Source organism: Caenispirillum salinarum (assembly GCF_044803115.1).
GTDB classification, from domain to species: domain Bacteria; phylum Pseudomonadota; class Alphaproteobacteria; order Rhodospirillales; family Rhodospirillaceae; genus Caenispirillum; species Caenispirillum salinarum_A.
The window spans coordinates 4,734,683-4,750,542 of record NZ_CP085224.1; the positions used below are offsets into that span (position 1 = coordinate 4,734,683).

Genomic DNA, 15,860 nt, shown 5'->3' on the forward strand with positions numbered 1-15,860 from the left:
GCGGCGGGGACGGCTCGTTCGAACGGGGTAGGACCAGCCACGCCGCGACGGGACCACAGCGTCAAGGAGGCAATACCTGCCAATGGTCGACGACAACACCGAGATCGAACTGAAGCTTGAAGTGGCCGAACCCGACTTGGAGCGGCTGCGGCGGCACCCGCTTCTCAAGGAAACCAAGAAGGGCCGAGCCACCAGCAAGACACTCAAGTCCGTCTATTTCGACACCCCGGACTTCCTGCTGTTCGATGGCGGCGCGTCACTGCGGGTGCGGCACTCGGGCAAGCGCCGCATACAGAACGTCAAGGCCCGCGGCGGCAACGGCGGCGCCGGCCTGTTCTCCCGCAAGGAATGGGAGCGCGACATCGACGGCGACGCGCCCGATACCGATGCCATCATGGAGACGGGCCTGGCCGACGTGTTCTCGCGCCCCGGCGTGCTGGACGAGTTGAAGCCGCTGTTCACCACCGACTTCCGGCGCACCGAGTACACGCTGGGCAACGGCACCTGGGAAGTGGCGCTGACGCTGGACAAGGGCGCGGTGGTCACCGACACGGGCTCCATGCCGCTGTGCGAGGTCGAGCTTGAACTGATGCGCGGCGACGCGGCGCACCTGTTCGAGATCGCCCGCACGCTGCACGAGGCCGCGCCCATGCGGCTCAGCACCCGGTCCAAGTCCGAGCGCGGCTATGCCCTGGTGGGCGGGCTGGACCGCGTCCCCGTGAAGGCGCCGGAGGCTCCGGTCACCGCGGACATGTCGGTTGCCGAGGCGATCCAGACCATCTGCCGCTCGTGCCAGCGCCACCTGCTGCAGAACGAGGCGCCCCTGCGCGAGCTGCGCGATGCGGAAGCCCTTCACCAGATGCGCGTCGCCCTGCGGCGCCTGCGCAGCGCCCTGTCGGTGTTCAAGGACGTGGTCGGCGGCCCGGAAACAGAGGACCTGAAGGTCGGGCTGAAATGGCTGACCGGCGAGTTGGGTCCGGCGCGCGACACCGACGTCTTCATCGACGAAATTCTCGGCCCCGTCCGCTCGGCCCATCCGGACGAGGACGGGCTGGAGGCGCTGGTCGGGCGGTTCCAGCGCCGCAACAAGGACCATTACCGCAAGGCGCTGGCGGCCCTGGACGACCGCCGCTACACCGAACTCATGCTCCAGATCGGCGCCTGGATCGAGGGCGGCGCCTGGCTGCGGCCCGACGACCAGTCCGCGGCGGACCTGCTCGCCGCGCCCTGCGGCGGCTACGCGGCCAAGGTTCTCCAGGCGCGGCACAAGAAGGTGCGCAAGCGCGGCAAGCGGTTCAACGAGTTGGACGCCCCCCAGCGCCACCGCCTGCGGGTGCAGATCAAGAAGCTGCGCTATGCGTCGGAGTTCTTCGGCGACGTATGGGACGGCGAGAAGAAGGTGAAGGCCTACGTCAAGGCACTGAAGGCCCTGCAAGGCGACCTGGGCGACCTGAACGACATCGCCGTCGCCCACGACCTGCTGCACGAGATCGTCGGCAAGGATGGCGCCGAAGCTCGCGAGGTGTGGGCGGCGGGCCTGACCGCTGGCTGGCACGGCGCACGCCAGGCCGCCCTCATGGACTCCGCCCGGTCGGCGTGGAAGTCCTTCGCGGGCACCGACGTCTTCTGGCCTAAGCCCAAAAAGGCGGCCGCGAAAGCGGAAAAAGCGGCCCGTCAGGCGGCACGGGGACGATAGAGCCCGCCGCTTTCCCGCGGCCCGCCGCCCGCCGCCCGCCGCCGGCACGGGATCAGGCGCCGGCCGGACTGTCGTCGTCGCGATCGTCGGCGGCGCCCGTCCCGGCCCGGTCCGCCAGTCGCTTGCCGGTGAGGTCGCGGTCGGCTCGGGCACGCTCGGCGTCGGTGGCGCGGCGCTCGGCCTTGGTGCGGCCGTGCTTGCGACGGTTGTCGGCGGCCTGCTGCTCCTTCTCCACCCGGGCACGTTGCTTGCGGGCCTGGCGGAGGTTGATGATCTCGGCCATGCAGAATACGTCCTTTCCGTCTGCCGGCATGAAGCCGCGCGGCGGCTTTCGGTGTTCATCACGATGTGGCACGACGGCTGCGACGGCTCAAGTCTTCCGGCCTTCGTCCTGCCCTGATCTTTTCACGATGTTGCCCCTGGGCGGCCCAGAACCGTTCGCAGTATGGTACCGCCCCCGTCCCTGCCGCGCCCAATGAAGGAGCCTCCTTTGCGCGCCACAGTCATCGCTCTGTTCGCGCTCGCCCTGCCTGCGCTGGCCGCCGTGCCTGCGGCAGCCCAGGAGCAGCCCTCGCCGCCGCGCCCCGGCGTCAAGCCGGACCCGCTGGCGCCGGGCGAGCCGGCCATTCCCGGCGGCATCAATACCGAGGTGCGGCCGCGCGTGGTCAAGGACAACAAGGGCATCGTGACCTTCCAGTTGGAGAACGACCTGTTCACCGGCACCGACCGGCATTACACCAACGGCGTGCGCCTGTCGTATCTGTCGGCAGAGAACGCGGTGCCGGACTGGGTGGAGAACGCCGCGCGGCCCCTGCCCTTCTTCGCCGACGAGGGCAACCTGCGCGTCTCGTACGCGCTGGGCCAGACCATGTTCACGCCCGAGGACATCACCATCGCCGCCCCCCAGCCTGACGAACGGCCGTGGGCCGGGTTCACCTGGGGCGCCATCGGGTTGACGAACGATGCCGGCTCGCGGCTGGACAATCTGGAGCTGATCCTGGGCATTGTCGGGCCGGCATCGCAGGCGGACGACACGCAAAAGCTTGTCCACGACATCATCAAAACCACCGACCCCGAGGGCTGGGACAACCAGTTGCACAACGAGCCCGTCGTGAACCTGTCCTACAAACGGACCTGGCGCGGCTGGGTGGAGTCTCAGGCCCTGGGGCTGGAGGTGGACGCCGCGCCTTATGTGGGCGGCGCGCTGGGCAACGCCTTCACCCACGGCAACGTCGGACTGACGGTTCGTTTCGGCGACGACCTGCCGGCGGACTACGGGCCGCCGCGCATCCGGCCCACGCTGCCCGGCTCGGACTTTTTCGTGCCGCAACAGGATTTCGGCTGGTACGTTTTCGCCGGCATGGAAGGGCGTCTGGTGGCGCGCAACATCTTCCTGGACGGCAACACCTTCCGCGACAGCCCCAGCGTGGAGAAGAACCTGCTTGTCGGCGAACTTCAGGCGGGGGTCGCTGTCACCATCGGCGAGGTCCGCCTGGCGTACACCCATGTGGTCCGCTCCCGCGAATACGAGGGTCAGGACGACCTTGACCGCTTCGGGGCGCTCAGCCTCTCCCTGCGCTTCTAGTCCAGGATGTTTCGGAAAATTTACTCGCGCACCTTGTTCCGGCTGGCAATCATACCAGCCGGCCGGTATAATGGCGCGCCAGCATCGAGAGGGGCGTAATCGCTTGGATCAGGCTGGGTGCCAAGGGGAGTGGCAGGAGGGTCCGCTTTTTCTCCCTTGCCAACCGGAGCCTCTTCCTCCAGTTTCGAAGTTGTCGAAACGGCACGGTTCTTCAACAGTTTGGCGACATTTTCCCGGGCCCCTGCACCGCGCCATGAGCCGATGCAGCCGCACGGAAGACGAGAGTGCGGCCGGCACGAAAACGAGGGCACCCCCCTTTCCCCAATGCCCTCTCGCCGGTCGTCGGGCCGCCGGGATCCCCAACCCGGCGGCCCTCCCCCATCCCGCCAGAACGGCTCCTGCGGGCCGGCCGCATGTGCGCCGGGCCTCGACGGCGACTCCGCGATCCCGTAAGAAGGTGATCGTGTTCCACAACTCGCCGGAGCCGGATCGACCATGCCTTGCCTTCCGCGCCCCCTTCTGGTTGCCGCCGCCCTGGCGCTGACGCTTGGCCTGGCATCCTGCGGTGGCGGCCGGTCGGCCGCGCCCCCGCCCCCGGATGCCGTGTCGGGCCTGCCGACCGAGGGGCCGGCCTGCGTGGTGAACCTTGTCGCCGCCAACGTCGCCTTTGACCGCGTCACCGACTTCCGCAACCAGCGCGGCTGCGGCATCACCACGGCCGTCTCGCTCTACGAGGGGGCGGCAGTGCCGCTGAACCGGCCGGTGCAGGTGAGCTGCGGCTTGGCGGCGGCGGTGCTGGCGTGGGAGACGCAGGTGTTGCACCCGCTGGCGCAGCGCGTCGTCGGCCAGCCGCTGGTGACGGTTCACCACGTCGGCGGCTACGTCTGCCGCGGCCGGACCTCCGACCGCTCGCGCCTGTCGGAACACGCCCATGGCCGCGCCATCGACGTCATCGCCTTCGAGTTCGCCGACGGCCGCATCGCGCGCGTTGCCGAGCACTGGAACGACAGCGGGCCGCTGGGCCGCTTTCTGCGCGAGGCAAGCCGCGGGGCCTGCGGCGTCTTTCAGGTGGTGCTGAGCCCCAACGCCGACGCCGCCCATCGCGACCACCTGCACCTGGACGTCGGCCCCTGGAAGCTCTGCCAGGGATGACCAGAAGAAAAGACCCGCACCAAGCCGGCGCGGGCCTTGTTTTCGCCTGATCATGGATCAGCGGTTCGGCGCCGCCCTCAGCCCCGGTCGCGCGAGAGGTTGCGCTTGTTCATCCGCCGCGCCAGCACGTCACCCGCTGTCTGCACCGCCTGAACCATGACGATCAGCACCACCACGACGGCGATCATCACCTCGGGCTGGAAGCGCTGGTAGCCGTAGCGGATGCCCAGGTCGCCCAGGCCGCCGCCGCCGACCGCGCCCGCCATGGCGGAATAGCCGATCAGGCTGACCAGCGTGATGGTCAGGCCCGCCACAATGCCCGGCCAGGCCTCGGGCAGCAGCACCTTGCGGATGATCTGCATGGGGCTGGCACCCATGGACTGGGCGGCCTCGATCAGGCCGGCATCCACCTCGCGCAGGGCGGTTTCCACCAGCCGCGCGGCGAAGGGAATGGCGGCCAGGCTCAGCGGCACGATGGCCGCCGCCGTGCCGATGGAGGTGCCGACGATCATGCGGGTCAGCGGGATGATCGCCACCATCAGAATGATGAAGGGCGTGGAGCGCGCCGCGTTGACGATAGCGCCCAGCACCCGGTTCACCACCAGGTTCTGCACCACATGGCCGCGATCGGTCACCACCAGGATCACCCCCAGCGGAATGCCGAACACGGCGGCCAGCGCGCCCGAGACGCCGACCATGACGGCGGTTTCCTTCAGCGCCTCAAGCAGCAGCGCGATGATCTGCGGTGACATGACCGATGATCTCTCCTTTCAGGCCGATGGCGTGCAGGTACTCAAGCGCGTCCGCCATGGCGGCGGCGCCGTTGAGCACCTCGACGGTGAGCACGCCGAAGGGCTTGCCCTGGATGTAGTCGATGGAGCCGTGCAGGATGTTCGCCAGCAGGCCCTCGGCCATCAACTCGCCCAGGATGGGGCGGTTGGCGGCCGGGCCGGTGAAGGTGATGCGCAACAGCGGGTTGGCGCCTTCCGCTACCGGCACGCCGTCCTCGTCCAGGGCCGGCGCCTCCACCAGGCGGGCGGCGACGGGGGCCGGCAGGTCGTGGTTGAGCAGGTCGCCGACGAAGCTTTGCGCGACCGCGCTGGCCGGCGCGGTGAAAACGTCGAAGACGCTGCCCTCCTCCACCACCCGGCCCTGGTCCAGCACCACCACGCGGTCGGCGATCTCCTTCACCACGGCCATCTCGTGCGTGATGAGCACGATGGTCAGGCCGAGGCGGGCGTTGATGTCCTTGAGCAGCGCCAGGATGGATTTGGTGGTCTCGGGGTCGAGGGCGCTGGTCGCCTCGTCGCACAGCAGCACCGCCGGGTCGTTGGCCAGCGCGCGGGCAATGCCGACGCGCTGCTTCTGGCCGCCCGAAAGCTGCGCCGGGTACTGTCCCGCCTTGTCGCCCAGGCCGACCATCTCCAGCAGCGGCCCGACCGTTTCGCGGATGTGCGAAGGGTCGCGGCCGGCGATTTCCAGCGGCAGGGCCACGTTGTCGTAGACCGTCCGCGCGCTCAGCAGGTTGAAGTGCTGGAACACCATGCCGATCTGATGCCGCGCGCCCCGCAGGGCCTTTTCCGACAGCGCCGTCATGTCCTGCCCGGCGACCACCACGCGGCCGGCCGTCGGGCGCTCCAGCATGTTCATGCAGCGCACCAGCGTGGACTTTCCGGCACCGGATCGGCCGATGATCCCGAAGATCTCTCCCCGGCGCACCGACAGCGAAATATCGTCCAGCACGGTGGCCGGACCGGATCGGGCGCGGAAGGTCTTGCGGATACCCTCCAGGCGGATGACCGGCTCGTCCCTCGTGCCCGTGCCCGTGCCCGTGCCCGCCTGCGGGTCCGTGTCCTGTCGCGGATGGCTCACGGAACTGTCCTCCCTGCACGGCGCAAGGCCCTGAACCTGGATACGCCGAGAAACTACACGCATTGCATCGAGAATTAGCCCCCAACAACAGTCAAAGCCGTGTTGTTTGGTAGCCAAGGCGGCACCATAGCCGAGCCGCCGCCGCGGGGCAAGATGACCCCTGTGCATGGCCGATCCGCGCCGGCGATGATCCGGAACATCGGGCGGGGCGTTGAAAGATCAATGCAACGCCGACAGGAGGACACAGCCCATGCCGGCCCAGATCATCGACCTGACGTCCGTGCGGCTTGTCCGCGACCTTGACGCCATGAACGTCCGCGCGCGCCACCTGAGCATCCTGGCCGACCGCCAGCGCGCAGCCTGCGAGCGCGCCGCTCTGGGCCTGGCGGAGTTGCGCTCGGGCCTGCACCGCTTCTCCGACCGCCTGGACCATCACCGCCGCCGCTGCGAGGCTTCCGCCGCCGACCTGCGCCGCGCCGCCGCCGCGCTGGAGAGCGACGACATCGACCGCATGATCGAGGCGCGCGACACCCTCGCCGACCGCATGGGTCCGCGCGGTCATCAGGCCTGCCGCCAATGGCCGGCGGTCCCGCGCCACCGTCGCTGAGGCCGTCGGAACGGCCCTTTCCCACCGCCGCCCCCCCTGTTACGGTCCCGCCCTTCCGCCGGCGCTCCGGCGGCACCAAGACCAAGAGAAACGTCAGGACCTTCCCCGATGAGCACCCCCGACCGGGCGGCGCCCGCCGCCCCGGAAACCGTCACCCTGTTCCGCAACGGCTATCCCGAGAGCCACCACCGCGTCAGCGCCGTGGTGGCCGATGCCGCAGGCCGCGTCCTGCACGCCTGGGGAGATGCCGACGCCACCGTCTTCCCGCGCTCGGCGCTCAAGCCCCTGCAGGCCCTGCCGCTGCTGGAAAGCGGTGCCGCCGAGGCCTTCGCGGTGAGCGACGAGGAACTGGCGCTCGCCATCGCCTCGCACAACGGCCTGCCCATGCATGTGGAGCGGGTGGCGGCGTGGCTTGCCCGGCTTGGGCTGTCGACGGACGACCTTGAGTGCGGCGCGCACCCGCCCTTCGACGCGGGCGCGACCAAGAGCCTCTACCACGACCACGCCGAGCCCAACCCGCTGCACAACAACTGCTCGGGCAAGCACACCGGGATGCTGGCAACCTGCCTGCACCTGGGCCTGCCCACCGCCGGCTATTCCCGCCCCGAGCATCCGCTGCAGCAGCGCATCCTGGAGGTCTACGCCGAGACGACCGGCACGCCGGCGGCCGCCATGCCGCAGGGCATCGACGGCTGCTCTCTGCCGGCCGCCGCCATGCCGCTGGCCGGCCTTGCGCGGGCCATGGCCCGGTTCGCCGCGCCGGAAGAGCACTTCGATGCCGACCGCGCCGCCGCCGCCCGCCGCATCTGCCGCGCCTGGGCGGCCCACCCGGAGCTTGTCGCCGGCCCGTCCACCTTCAACACAGACGCAATGAGCCTCACGGCGGGACGCGCCCTGCTGAAGCGCGGCGCCCAAGGCGTCTACGGCGGTCTGGTGCCGGACCTGGGACTGGGCCTTGCCGTCAAGGCCGAGAGCGGCAGTTCCATCGCCGCCGACGCCATGACGGCGGTGGTGCTCCGCACGCTGGGCGTGGCCGACGAGACCATTTGGCGGCGCATGACCGATCTGCCATACTTCAAGGAGACCAGTTGGCGCGGCCTGCCCGCCGGCGAGTATCGGCCGGTGGAGGGTTGGCCGGGCTGACACGGGACACCCCCGGCACGCTCGTGCGATCCCAAGGGGGTGACGGGGGATACCCAGATGTCGGATTCTACGGTTCCGCCTCGTGCGGGCAGTCCTTCCGTTGTATCTGCCGAAGACGACGATCCCGTTTTCGAGCTGGATGCCCACGGCCTTGTCCGCGCGCGCAACGGCGCCGCCCGCCGGCTGCTGGGCGGAACGGTGCCGGCGCCCCTTGCCGACCACCTGGTACCCGCCGACCGCGCCGCAGCCGAAGCCGCGCTGGCGGCGGGCCTCCCCGCCGATGTCCGGTTCTCGGCCGACCCGCGCCGCTGGTGGTGGCTGCGTCCGCGCCGCGCGCCGCAGGATGACGGCAGCCGGTCAGTGGTCGCCGTGGATGTCACCAGCCGCCGCGATGCCGAGGCTGCCGCGCGGCAGGGCGCCATTGACCAGGTGCTGTCGGCACTGGACGAAATCCGGGACGCCTTCGTCATCTATGATCGCGACGGCCGCCTGACCGTCTGCAACCGGCGCTTTCGCGACCTCTATGGCTACAGCGACGACGAGGCCGCGCCCGGCGTCCACTTCCGCACCCTTGGCGAGGTCGACATGGCGCGCGGCAGCGTCGTCACTCCCGAAGGGGCCGACGCCGACGAATACCTCGCCCGCAAGGCCGAATACCGCCGCACCCTGAAGGGCACCTTCGAGGTTCAGCTCAAGGACGGCCGCTGGCTGGAAACCCGCGACCGGCGCACCGCGGACGGCGGGTTCGTCTCCATCCAGGCCGACATCACCCAGCGGCGCGCCGCCGAATCCGCCCTGGTCGCCGCCAAGGAGCGGGCCGAGGAGGCCCTGGCCGAGGTGGGGTCGGTCAATGCGCAACTGGAGCAGTTCGCCTACGTCGCCAGCCACGACCTGCGCGAGCCCCTGCGCATGGTCTCCGCCTATCTGGACCTCCTGGAGCGCCGCTGCGCCGATCTGCTGAACGCGGACGGACGCGAATTCATCGCTCACGCGCGCGGCGGCGCCAAACGCATGGACGCACTGATCCTGGACCTGCTGGCCTACACCCGCGTCGGCCGCAGCGGCCAGGCGGACGGCCCTGTCGACACCGGCGCGCTGCTGGCGGCGGTGCGCGCGAACCTGGACCTGGCGGTGAGCGAAAGCGGCGCCACCATCCACCTGCCCGACACGCCGCCGCCGGTGACAGGCTGCGAGCCCGAACTGACCAGCCTGTTCCAGAACCTGATCGGCAACGCGCTCAAGTACCGCCACGCCGGCCGCGCCCCCGTGGTGACCGTCACGGCCGAGGCCGATTCGGCGGCAGGCCGGGTGTGGTTCGCGGTCGCCGACAACGGCATTGGCATCGCGCCGGAGTACCACGACCGCATCTTCCTGAGGTGGCCCCAAGAATCTGGACAGGTCGGTAAGCTCTGGGTTTTGCTCCTGGGGCGAGACAGGAGAAGACCGCATGAGCAAGAATCGTCGCAACCACAGCGCCTCCTTCAAGGCGAAGGTGGCGATGGAGGCGCTGTCCGGCGAGAAGACGGTGGCCGAGCTGAGCGCGAAGTACGACGTCCACCCGACGATGATCAACGCCTGGAAACGTACGCTGCGGGACCAAGCGGCCACGGCATTCGAGAAGGGCCCATCGAAGGCCGACAAGGACAAGGAGGCGCTGGTCGATGAGCTGTACAAGCAGATCGGCCAGTTGAAGGTCGAAAATGATTTTTTGGCCGTCAGGCTCAAGCGCTGAAGCGGGTGGAGCGCCGAGCCATGATCGACATTTCCCACCCCACGCTGAGCCTTACACGGCAATGCCGCCTGGTCGGCATCAGCCGGTCGTCGCTGTACTACCGTCCGGTGAACGACGACACGCCGAAGAACACCGAGGACCGGATGCTGATGGCGGCCATCGACCGCCACTTCCTGGATATGCCCTACTTGGGCAGCCGTCGCATGGCCGCCCTCCTGCGCCGCGAGGGCTGGTCCGTCGGCCGCAAACGGGTGCGACGCCTGATGCGGCTGATGGGCGTTCAAGCCGTCTATCGCCGGCCGCGGACCACGGTGCCGCACCCCGAGCACCGGGTCTATCCCTACCTGCTGCGCACGCTGGTCATCGACCGGCCGAACCAGGTGTGGGCTGCCGACATCACATACATTCCGATGCGTCGCGGCTTCCTGTACCTGGTCGCCATCATGGACTGGCACAGCCGCAAGGTGCTGTCGTGGCGGTTGTCCAACACCATGGACGCCGATTTCTGCGTCGCGGCGCTGGAACAGGCCCTGGAAACCTACGGCCCGCCCGAGATATTCAATAGCGACCAGGGCAGCCAGTTCACCAGCCTCGCCTTCACTGGGACGCTGAAGGCGGCGGGCGTGCGCATCAGCATGGACGGCAAGGGCCGCTGCATGGACAACATCTTCATTGAGCGCCTGTGGCGCAGCCTGAAGTACGAGGAGGTCTACCTGAAGGCCTACACCACTGGCAGCGAGGCCAAGGCCGGCATCGGCGCCTGGGTGCAAACCTACAACGAGCGGCGCCCGCACCAGGCCCTGGCCTATGCCACCCCCGATGAGGTTTACTGGCGAGGCCTGCCGGGCTCCGGGCTACGCTCCCGCTCCGCCCTCCGCCCGGCAGGCCTCGCCGCCTGACCGCGACTACCCACCAACCAAGCCCCAGGAGCAGAGCTTACAGAGCGCGCTGATCTGCCCGAACAACCGGGACCACTTCAGTTCTTCCCCAACGCCGGAAATTGACGGCCGCCGCAGGACGTATATGCGCCGCGGGAGGGGATGGCGCTTTCGCTTCCTTCCGAACGCGGCGGCAGATGTTGCCAACATTGGAATAAACTGCCTTCCAGTGCCCGAGAAGCGGAAAGGGCTGTGTCGGTAAGCGGAGAGGATGGAAGGCCGCTCCAGAGGGCGGCTCCGCACATGGTCGAACTTAGGTTCGGCCATGTGCCGATAGTCCGGCCTAATCTCCACGCATGTCGGTACGCTGGAGCAACGTGTCCGCAGCGCCGCCCACAGCATCCATACTCATAGAGCGGTGCGACGTGAGGAGCACCGTGATTAAGAAACAAAGCTCCGCAGACCACGTCGCCGAACACCAGACATCAAAGCGGCCACATCCTATATAGAAAGAGGGGTATTTTATAGTTAGTCGCAAAAAGGTCCGACGGAATTTTTGCACCACCTTTTGAGCAGCCACGCCCGTGGCATCCACTTCCTTATCTATAAAAGAAGTATCTTATAGACTGTCTTAAAAATTTCCGAATCCGCCAGAAGCCTCCAGCCTTCAGCTATGGAGGTGGAAACAGAGCAAGGAAAGCCTCGGCGACGACCGGAGCGGCTTCGGCGCGGTCGCCCCCTGCTCGCGAAGCGCCTGGAGGGCATCACAGGCGGCGGCGAGGCTGTTTGCGGCCCGCCATACCGCCGCCCTCTTCGACGGCTCCTTCACCCCTGGAACCGCCTGCGCTTCCGTCGCCCTCCGCGCTGCTCACACCTCGAACGGGATGTCGTCCAGCAGATCTGTCTTCGCCGCATGATCGTTCCTGCGGTTCAGCGCCCGCGTTGCCGCATCGCGCTTACTCTCGATCACGGCGTCGAGCCGCGCGGCCTCGGGGTCACTGCTTGCGATACACTCCGCCTTCCAGCGGCTCACCCCGCACAGAATCGCCTGTTCGACCCGCAGCCTGTTCCGGCGCTCGACGATCGCCCGGTCAATTTCCAACTCTCGGATGGTCCAGTACTCCTGGGGCACGCCCCCGAGGATGACCAGCTTCGGCGCCCGCTGCTTGTCGGGATTGTAGCTCTGGCGCCCGATATTGTAGAACAGGCCGCACGCGGGCCAAACCTTCTCGACCGGCGCGATGCTCCTCTTCACGGCCGAGTAGAAGCTCTTGCTGGGGTGCATGCCGCCGATCTGCGTCCAGAGCGTGAAGAGCGACAGCTCAAGGCGCTTGTCGATGCCAAGCTTCCTCGCGTTCCCGAAGTTGTAGAGCGTCAGCGCCGTGTGGTTGCCGGAAAGCGCCCTCACCGAGGACAGCCGCAGCTTCACTGAATGGCCCATAAGCCACCGGTGTTCTCCGCCAGCCAGTTCGCCACCCGTCAGCATCTGGTAGGCTGGCTCTGACAGGATGTGGCAATCCTTCTCCTGCACGATGCAGAGCTTGAATACGAAGATGCCGTGATGCGGTTCCGCCCCGGGCAGCGGCAGCCCGTTGATGCAGGCCTCGCGCCAGCGCCGGGTGAAGTCGTAACGGGCGACCTGGATGGCCTCGACCTTCCGCTGGTGAGTGCCGTACGCCTTCCAGCCGGCGATCGCCTCAGGCTCGGGCGGCATATAGCACCACGTAGCATCGAGCATCTGACGCTGCGCGGCGAGGAAGCCCGAGGTGTATTTGCCGGAGCCGGCCGTCGCCAGACCGCAGCCCTTCAGGTGCGCGATCGCATCCCGCGCCGTCGGAAGCGTGATGATGCGGCCCTGGCTGTTCGCCAGCTCCGTCAGCATGATCTGGTTGAGGATGGCAAAGGTGCCGTGCGGGAGTCCAGCCGCTCCGGGCGCGATCATCAGCCGCGACGTCTTCCTCGACCTGAAGCCGGCCACCTCCCTGATCCAGACGCGTCCAAGAGGGTCGGGCCAAGAGAGGTCAGGATTGTTCCAGAACAACCCCTTGTCATTGCTGGTCTGCTGTGCCGGCAGGCTGAAGGCGGCAAAGGCCCGCGCGATCTGCACGAACTGATGCCGAACCCTGTGGTCGTCTTCGTACACGACCGGCTCATAGTCGTCCCCATACTCGTCTTCCATGCAGTCCACCTTCGTCTTCGCAATAAGTTCCGAGTCGAGCCTTAAAAAGGCACGATCAACTCTTGCGCGCATCGAAGGACTGATCCAGCGAAAAAACCTGGAAAATGAGAACAAACCCGTCAACATCTTTGTGCAACGAAAATGTGCAACTTTTTTCAACGTTATTTCAGGTCGATTCACCGTGACTCTAACCTTAAACACCACGTTTGGACCTGCCTTATGGGGATGTGACGTCGCCTCCTGTGCCGGCGATGCTTTGAGCCGGTCACGGCGACTTCAGGCCAACAAAACCGTTACCGAACGAGGGAGTAATGGGGAGAGCAGGTCCCATCTCCGGCGGCAAACTCGCCAAGATGCCGGATCGAGTACGGAGAAGCGGTGACTTCAACACGACAAGATCCGCAGGAGGCGCCGGAACAGGCCCCCCGCACAGGCCGCCGCCGCTCCCGGATGCCGATCATCGCGGACCTGACCAGGAGGATGCCGCCGACCTTAAAGTCCATTGTGGCCGATCCGGCGAGGGCATCTCTCGCTGTTCAGGTCATCATGCGGCGAAAGGTGCCGACGGCCGTCGGTCGAACGCCAGAACCGCCAAAACGGACAAATCCGCCGCCCGACGCCCTGCTCTCCAATGTTGACAAACCTGAACCTGAGATCTACATCTATGTACGTTGTTGACATAAATGAGCGGGCGGGGCCACATGGCACGGCGGAAGAACCAGCAGCCGGTCGAGGGTGCCAATCGCATCCGCCAGGTCAGGAAGAGCCAGGGCATCACGGCCCGCGACCTCGCGGAGAGGATGACGGCCGCAGGCCACCCCTTCTCCTACACAGCGATCACCAAGGTCGAGAACGGCCAGCGCACCCTGCACCACGACACCCTGCACGTAATCGCCGGCATCCTCGACGTGCCGCCGGAGAGCCTCATCGACACAGCGCCGCCGACGCAGAAGGTTCCGGTGGTGCCGGTCGATGAGGTCATCGACCGGCTGGTAAGCGGCCAGCCCATCGAGTCCGAGCACGAAATCTCCGTCGATGCCGACGGCCGGCTCATAGGCATCACCGGTCTCCGCACTGAACTCGGCGACGGGATCCTCGTGGTGGACCTCGCGCAGAAGGACCTGGAGCCCGGCTTTTGGCTGATCAGCGAGAAGGGCAGGCTCCATGTGGAAGAGGTCATCGAAGGGGACCATTCGAAGGAAGCGCCGGCGGCGGGTGCCCTGGTGGGATACATGGTGGGACTTTGGAAGCCGCTCGATCAGCGCATCCCGTACCGGGACATCCAGCGCTCCGATGCGGAGAGACGACATGAGGAGGAACGGCCCGTGGAACGGTTCATACGTCGACGTCTGAAACTGAGATAGGAGGGGCGGCCATGGCTGTCCTGCACCTTCTTGCACGCTTCAACATGCTGCAGAGATTGAAAAGGGATAGCCGGAAGATGGACCTCGTTCTTCGCCTGCTCGTGCGCGGCATGGACATCACGACGTGCACGCACGTGATCATCGATCTCGCTCAGCAACTCGTCACCGACGGCGTCGCCACGCAGGAGGAAGCCAGCTGCGTCGGTCAGAATGTCGCCAGCACCGATGGCGAAGCCGCCTGGGGCCACGCGCTGAGCTACCTCAGCGGCCTCGACGGCTACCGCGCCGATATCGAGCTGGCGATCCAGTGGGCGTATGTGGCCGCCGTGAACGGCCACCCGCATGCGTGCTCGTTCGTCGCCAGCGTGATCTCCGGTCTCGTCGCGGACCGGGTGGCGGATGTTGAGACGCGCCGCCAGGAGGGTAAATCGGCGAAGCCCCCGGAGTGGATCACGGAAGCGGTTGCGGCCGCCGTCTGGTGGAGCGGCAAGGCGGACCAAAGTGTGAAGGCGTCCGACCTCATCGAGCGCCGCACCAGCATGTATCGCGTCGCCAACCCGACCGGCATCCACAAGGCGCTGTGGGGCGCCGACGCGACGCAGGTCCGCATCGTCGACGACATCACGTCCGCGGCAGCGGTTCCGGCGAAGTTCAGCCAAAGCCGCCACAAGAACAAAATTGCCCGCTATCTGGAACTCAAGGGAGCCCGCGAGGGCTGGAGCGAGGAGGATGCCGAAGCCGACGAGACTTCGGATATGACGCTGGACCACGGCGATGTCCCGATGCACCTCGTCTGCAACGCGGAGATCTCCTGCCCGAGCGGCAAGGGCCAGGACGACATCCGCAAGTTTTCGGTTCTCAGTGATCCGCTGCCCCTGCCGACGCTTCCCGATCTCGACGCGCTGGAGGCCGCGCTGATGGCCGAGTTCCCCTACGCCGAGCAGGCCGTGGCGAAGATCGTGAAGGACCTCCGCCTCCGCGCCCGCTGGGGGCGCCGCGAGATGCACCTCAAGCCGCTCCTGCTCGTCGGCCCTCCCGGCACGGGGAAGTCGCGCCTGGCCCGCCGTCTGGCAGAGGTGTCCGGCGCCGCCTTAGAGATGATCGGATGCGCCGGCATGAGCGACAACCGGGGCGTCCAGGGCACCAGCCGCGGCTACAACACAGGTCACCCGAGCGTCTTCGCCCGCCGCCTCGCGTCCGCCAATGCCGGCGGCGCCCTCTTCATTTTCGACGAAATCGACAAAAGCGGCCAGGGCAGCGTCAACGGCTCCGTCGTCGATACCCTCATGGCCGTGACCGAGAGCGAGTCGACCTTCACCGACGACTACCTGCAGACCGCCCTCGACCTGTCCATGTGCACGTTCATCGCCACGGCCAACCGCGTCGACCGCCTCCCCGCGCCCCTGCTCTCGCGCTTCCGCATCGTGAGCGTCGACGCCCCGAAGGCAGAGCATGTTCCCACCATCGCCGACGCCATCTTGGGCGATCTGGCGGATGAGTGGGAGATCGACCGTGCCTGGCTGCGCCCGCTCGACGCTGTCGAACTGGAGGCGCTGACCGGGCACTACCGGAAAACCACGAGCATCCGGTCCCTGCGTCGGGCGGTGGAACGGATCATCGACCTGCGCGACCGCCACGCCGCCATCAACTGA

At 67.4% G+C, this 15,860-nt stretch carries 12 protein-coding genes and 1 pseudogene; 9 read left to right on the plus strand and 4 right to left on the minus strand.

Annotated features, from left to right (window positions below; translation table 11 throughout):
* The first annotated feature begins 82 nt into the window (after window positions 1–82).
* Window positions 83–1,696: a CHAD domain-containing protein gene (locus tag LG334_RS21960; protein WP_404381501.1), complete on the plus strand. Its 1,614-nt coding sequence runs from the start codon at window positions 83–85 to the stop codon at window positions 1,694–1,696.
* Between the two features lie 52 nt (window positions 1,697–1,748).
* On the opposite strand, the gene LG334_RS21965 is transcribed toward LG334_RS21960, so the two are convergent.
* A complete protein-coding gene (locus LG334_RS21965; protein WP_404381503.1) occupies window positions 1,749–1,979 on the minus strand; it encodes a DUF4169 family protein in 231 nt (76 codons plus the stop codon).
* A gap of 207 nt (window positions 1,980–2,186) precedes the next feature.
* Between LG334_RS21965 and LG334_RS21970 the strand changes: the two genes are divergently transcribed.
* Window positions 2,187–3,281, plus strand: a complete 1,095-nt coding sequence (locus tag LG334_RS21970; RefSeq protein ID WP_404381505.1) for a lipid A deacylase LpxR family protein — start codon at window positions 2,187–2,189, stop codon at window positions 3,279–3,281.
* Between the two features lie 495 nt (window positions 3,282–3,776).
* The gene (locus tag LG334_RS21975) at window positions 3,777–4,433 is read left to right on the plus strand and encodes an extensin family protein (protein WP_404381507.1); all 657 of its coding nucleotides are present in this window, start codon (window positions 3,777–3,779) and stop codon (window positions 4,431–4,433) included.
* Window positions 4,434–4,510: 77 nt separating this feature from the next.
* Here the strand turns inward: LG334_RS21975 and LG334_RS21980 are convergent, their stop codons facing one another.
* Both LG334_RS21980 and LG334_RS21985 read right to left on the minus strand, forming a co-directional pair.
* On the minus strand, window positions 4,511–5,185 hold the full coding sequence (locus LG334_RS21980; protein ID WP_404381509.1) for a methionine ABC transporter permease: 675 nt from the start codon (window positions 5,183–5,185) through the stop codon (window positions 4,511–4,513).
* On the minus strand, window positions 5,154–6,230 hold the full coding sequence (locus LG334_RS21985; RefSeq protein WP_404386424.1) for a methionine ABC transporter ATP-binding protein: 1,077 nt from the start codon (window positions 6,228–6,230) through the stop codon (window positions 5,154–5,156). Before LG334_RS21985 ends, LG334_RS21980 begins: the two co-directional genes overlap by 32 nt.
* A gap of 325 nt (window positions 6,231–6,555) precedes the next feature.
* On the opposite strand from LG334_RS21985, the gene LG334_RS21990 reads away from it, so the two are divergent.
* The 4 genes and pseudogenes from LG334_RS21990 to LG334_RS22005 all read left to right on the plus strand — a co-directional run bounded on the left by LG334_RS21990 (window position 6,556) and on the right by LG334_RS22005 (window position 10,686).
* A complete protein-coding gene (locus LG334_RS21990; protein ID WP_404381511.1) occupies window positions 6,556–6,912 on the plus strand; it encodes a hypothetical protein in 357 nt (118 codons plus the stop codon).
* 108 nt (window positions 6,913–7,020) lie between these two features.
* Window positions 7,021–8,055, plus strand: coding sequence for an asparaginase (locus tag LG334_RS21995; protein WP_404381513.1), 1,035 nt, complete (start codon window positions 7,021–7,023; stop codon window positions 8,053–8,055).
* Window positions 8,056–8,112: 57 nt separating this feature from the next.
* Window positions 8,113–9,381: pseudogene (locus LG334_RS22000) on the plus strand (PAS-domain containing protein); the annotation flags it as partial.
* A 121-nt stretch (window positions 9,382–9,502) separates the two neighbouring features.
* Window positions 9,503–10,686 (plus strand): IS3 family transposase gene (locus LG334_RS22005; protein WP_404379525.1). Its coding sequence is split into 2 segments (ribosomal slippage): window positions 9,503–9,779 and window positions 9,779–10,686, totalling 1,185 coding nucleotides; the frame shifts between segments, so codons are not numbered across the junction.
* A gap of 847 nt (window positions 10,687–11,533) precedes the next feature.
* Here LG334_RS22005 and LG334_RS22010 read toward each other — a convergent pair.
* Window positions 11,534–12,844, minus strand: a complete 1,311-nt coding sequence (locus LG334_RS22010) for a hypothetical protein (protein WP_404381515.1) — start codon at window positions 12,842–12,844, stop codon at window positions 11,534–11,536.
* A gap of 701 nt (window positions 12,845–13,545) precedes the next feature.
* On the opposite strand from LG334_RS22010, the gene LG334_RS22015 reads away from it, so the two are divergent.
* Both LG334_RS22015 and LG334_RS22020 read left to right on the plus strand, forming a co-directional pair.
* Window positions 13,546–14,208 carry a helix-turn-helix domain-containing protein gene (locus tag LG334_RS22015; RefSeq protein ID WP_404381517.1) on the plus strand — a complete coding sequence of 221 codons (663 nt, stop codon included), beginning with the start codon at window positions 13,546–13,548 and terminating at the stop codon, window positions 14,206–14,208.
* A gap of 11 nt (window positions 14,209–14,219) precedes the next feature.
* Window positions 14,220–15,860, plus strand: coding sequence for an AAA family ATPase (locus tag LG334_RS22020; protein WP_404381519.1), 1,641 nt, complete (start codon window positions 14,220–14,222; stop codon window positions 15,858–15,860).

Bases quoted from the DNA above. Each gene is read 5' to 3' on its own strand.
- LG334_RS21960 (WP_404381501.1), top strand. From the start codon at position 83: ATGGTCGACGACAACACCGAGATCGAACTGAAGCTTGAAGTGGCCGAA.
- LG334_RS21965 (WP_404381503.1), bottom strand. From the start codon at position 1,979: ATGGCCGAGATCATCAACCTCCGCCAGGCCCGCAAGCAACGTGCCCGG.
- LG334_RS21975 (WP_404381507.1), top strand. From the start codon at position 3,777: ATGCCTTGCCTTCCGCGCCCCCTTCTGGTTGCCGCCGCCCTGGCGCTG.
- LG334_RS21980 (WP_404381509.1), bottom strand. From the start codon at position 5,185: ATGTCACCGCAGATCATCGCGCTGCTGCTTGAGGCGCTGAAGGAAACC.
- LG334_RS21990 (WP_404381511.1), top strand. From the start codon at position 6,556: ATGCCGGCCCAGATCATCGACCTGACGTCCGTGCGGCTTGTCCGCGAC.
- LG334_RS21995 (WP_404381513.1), top strand. From the start codon at position 7,021: ATGAGCACCCCCGACCGGGCGGCGCCCGCCGCCCCGGAAACCGTCACC.
- LG334_RS22010 (WP_404381515.1), bottom strand. From the start codon at position 12,844: ATGGAAGACGAGTATGGGGACGACTATGAGCCGGTCGTGTACGAAGAC.
- LG334_RS22015 (WP_404381517.1), top strand. From the start codon at position 13,546: ATGGCACGGCGGAAGAACCAGCAGCCGGTCGAGGGTGCCAATCGCATC.
- LG334_RS22020 (WP_404381519.1), top strand. From the start codon at position 14,220: ATGGCTGTCCTGCACCTTCTTGCACGCTTCAACATGCTGCAGAGATTG.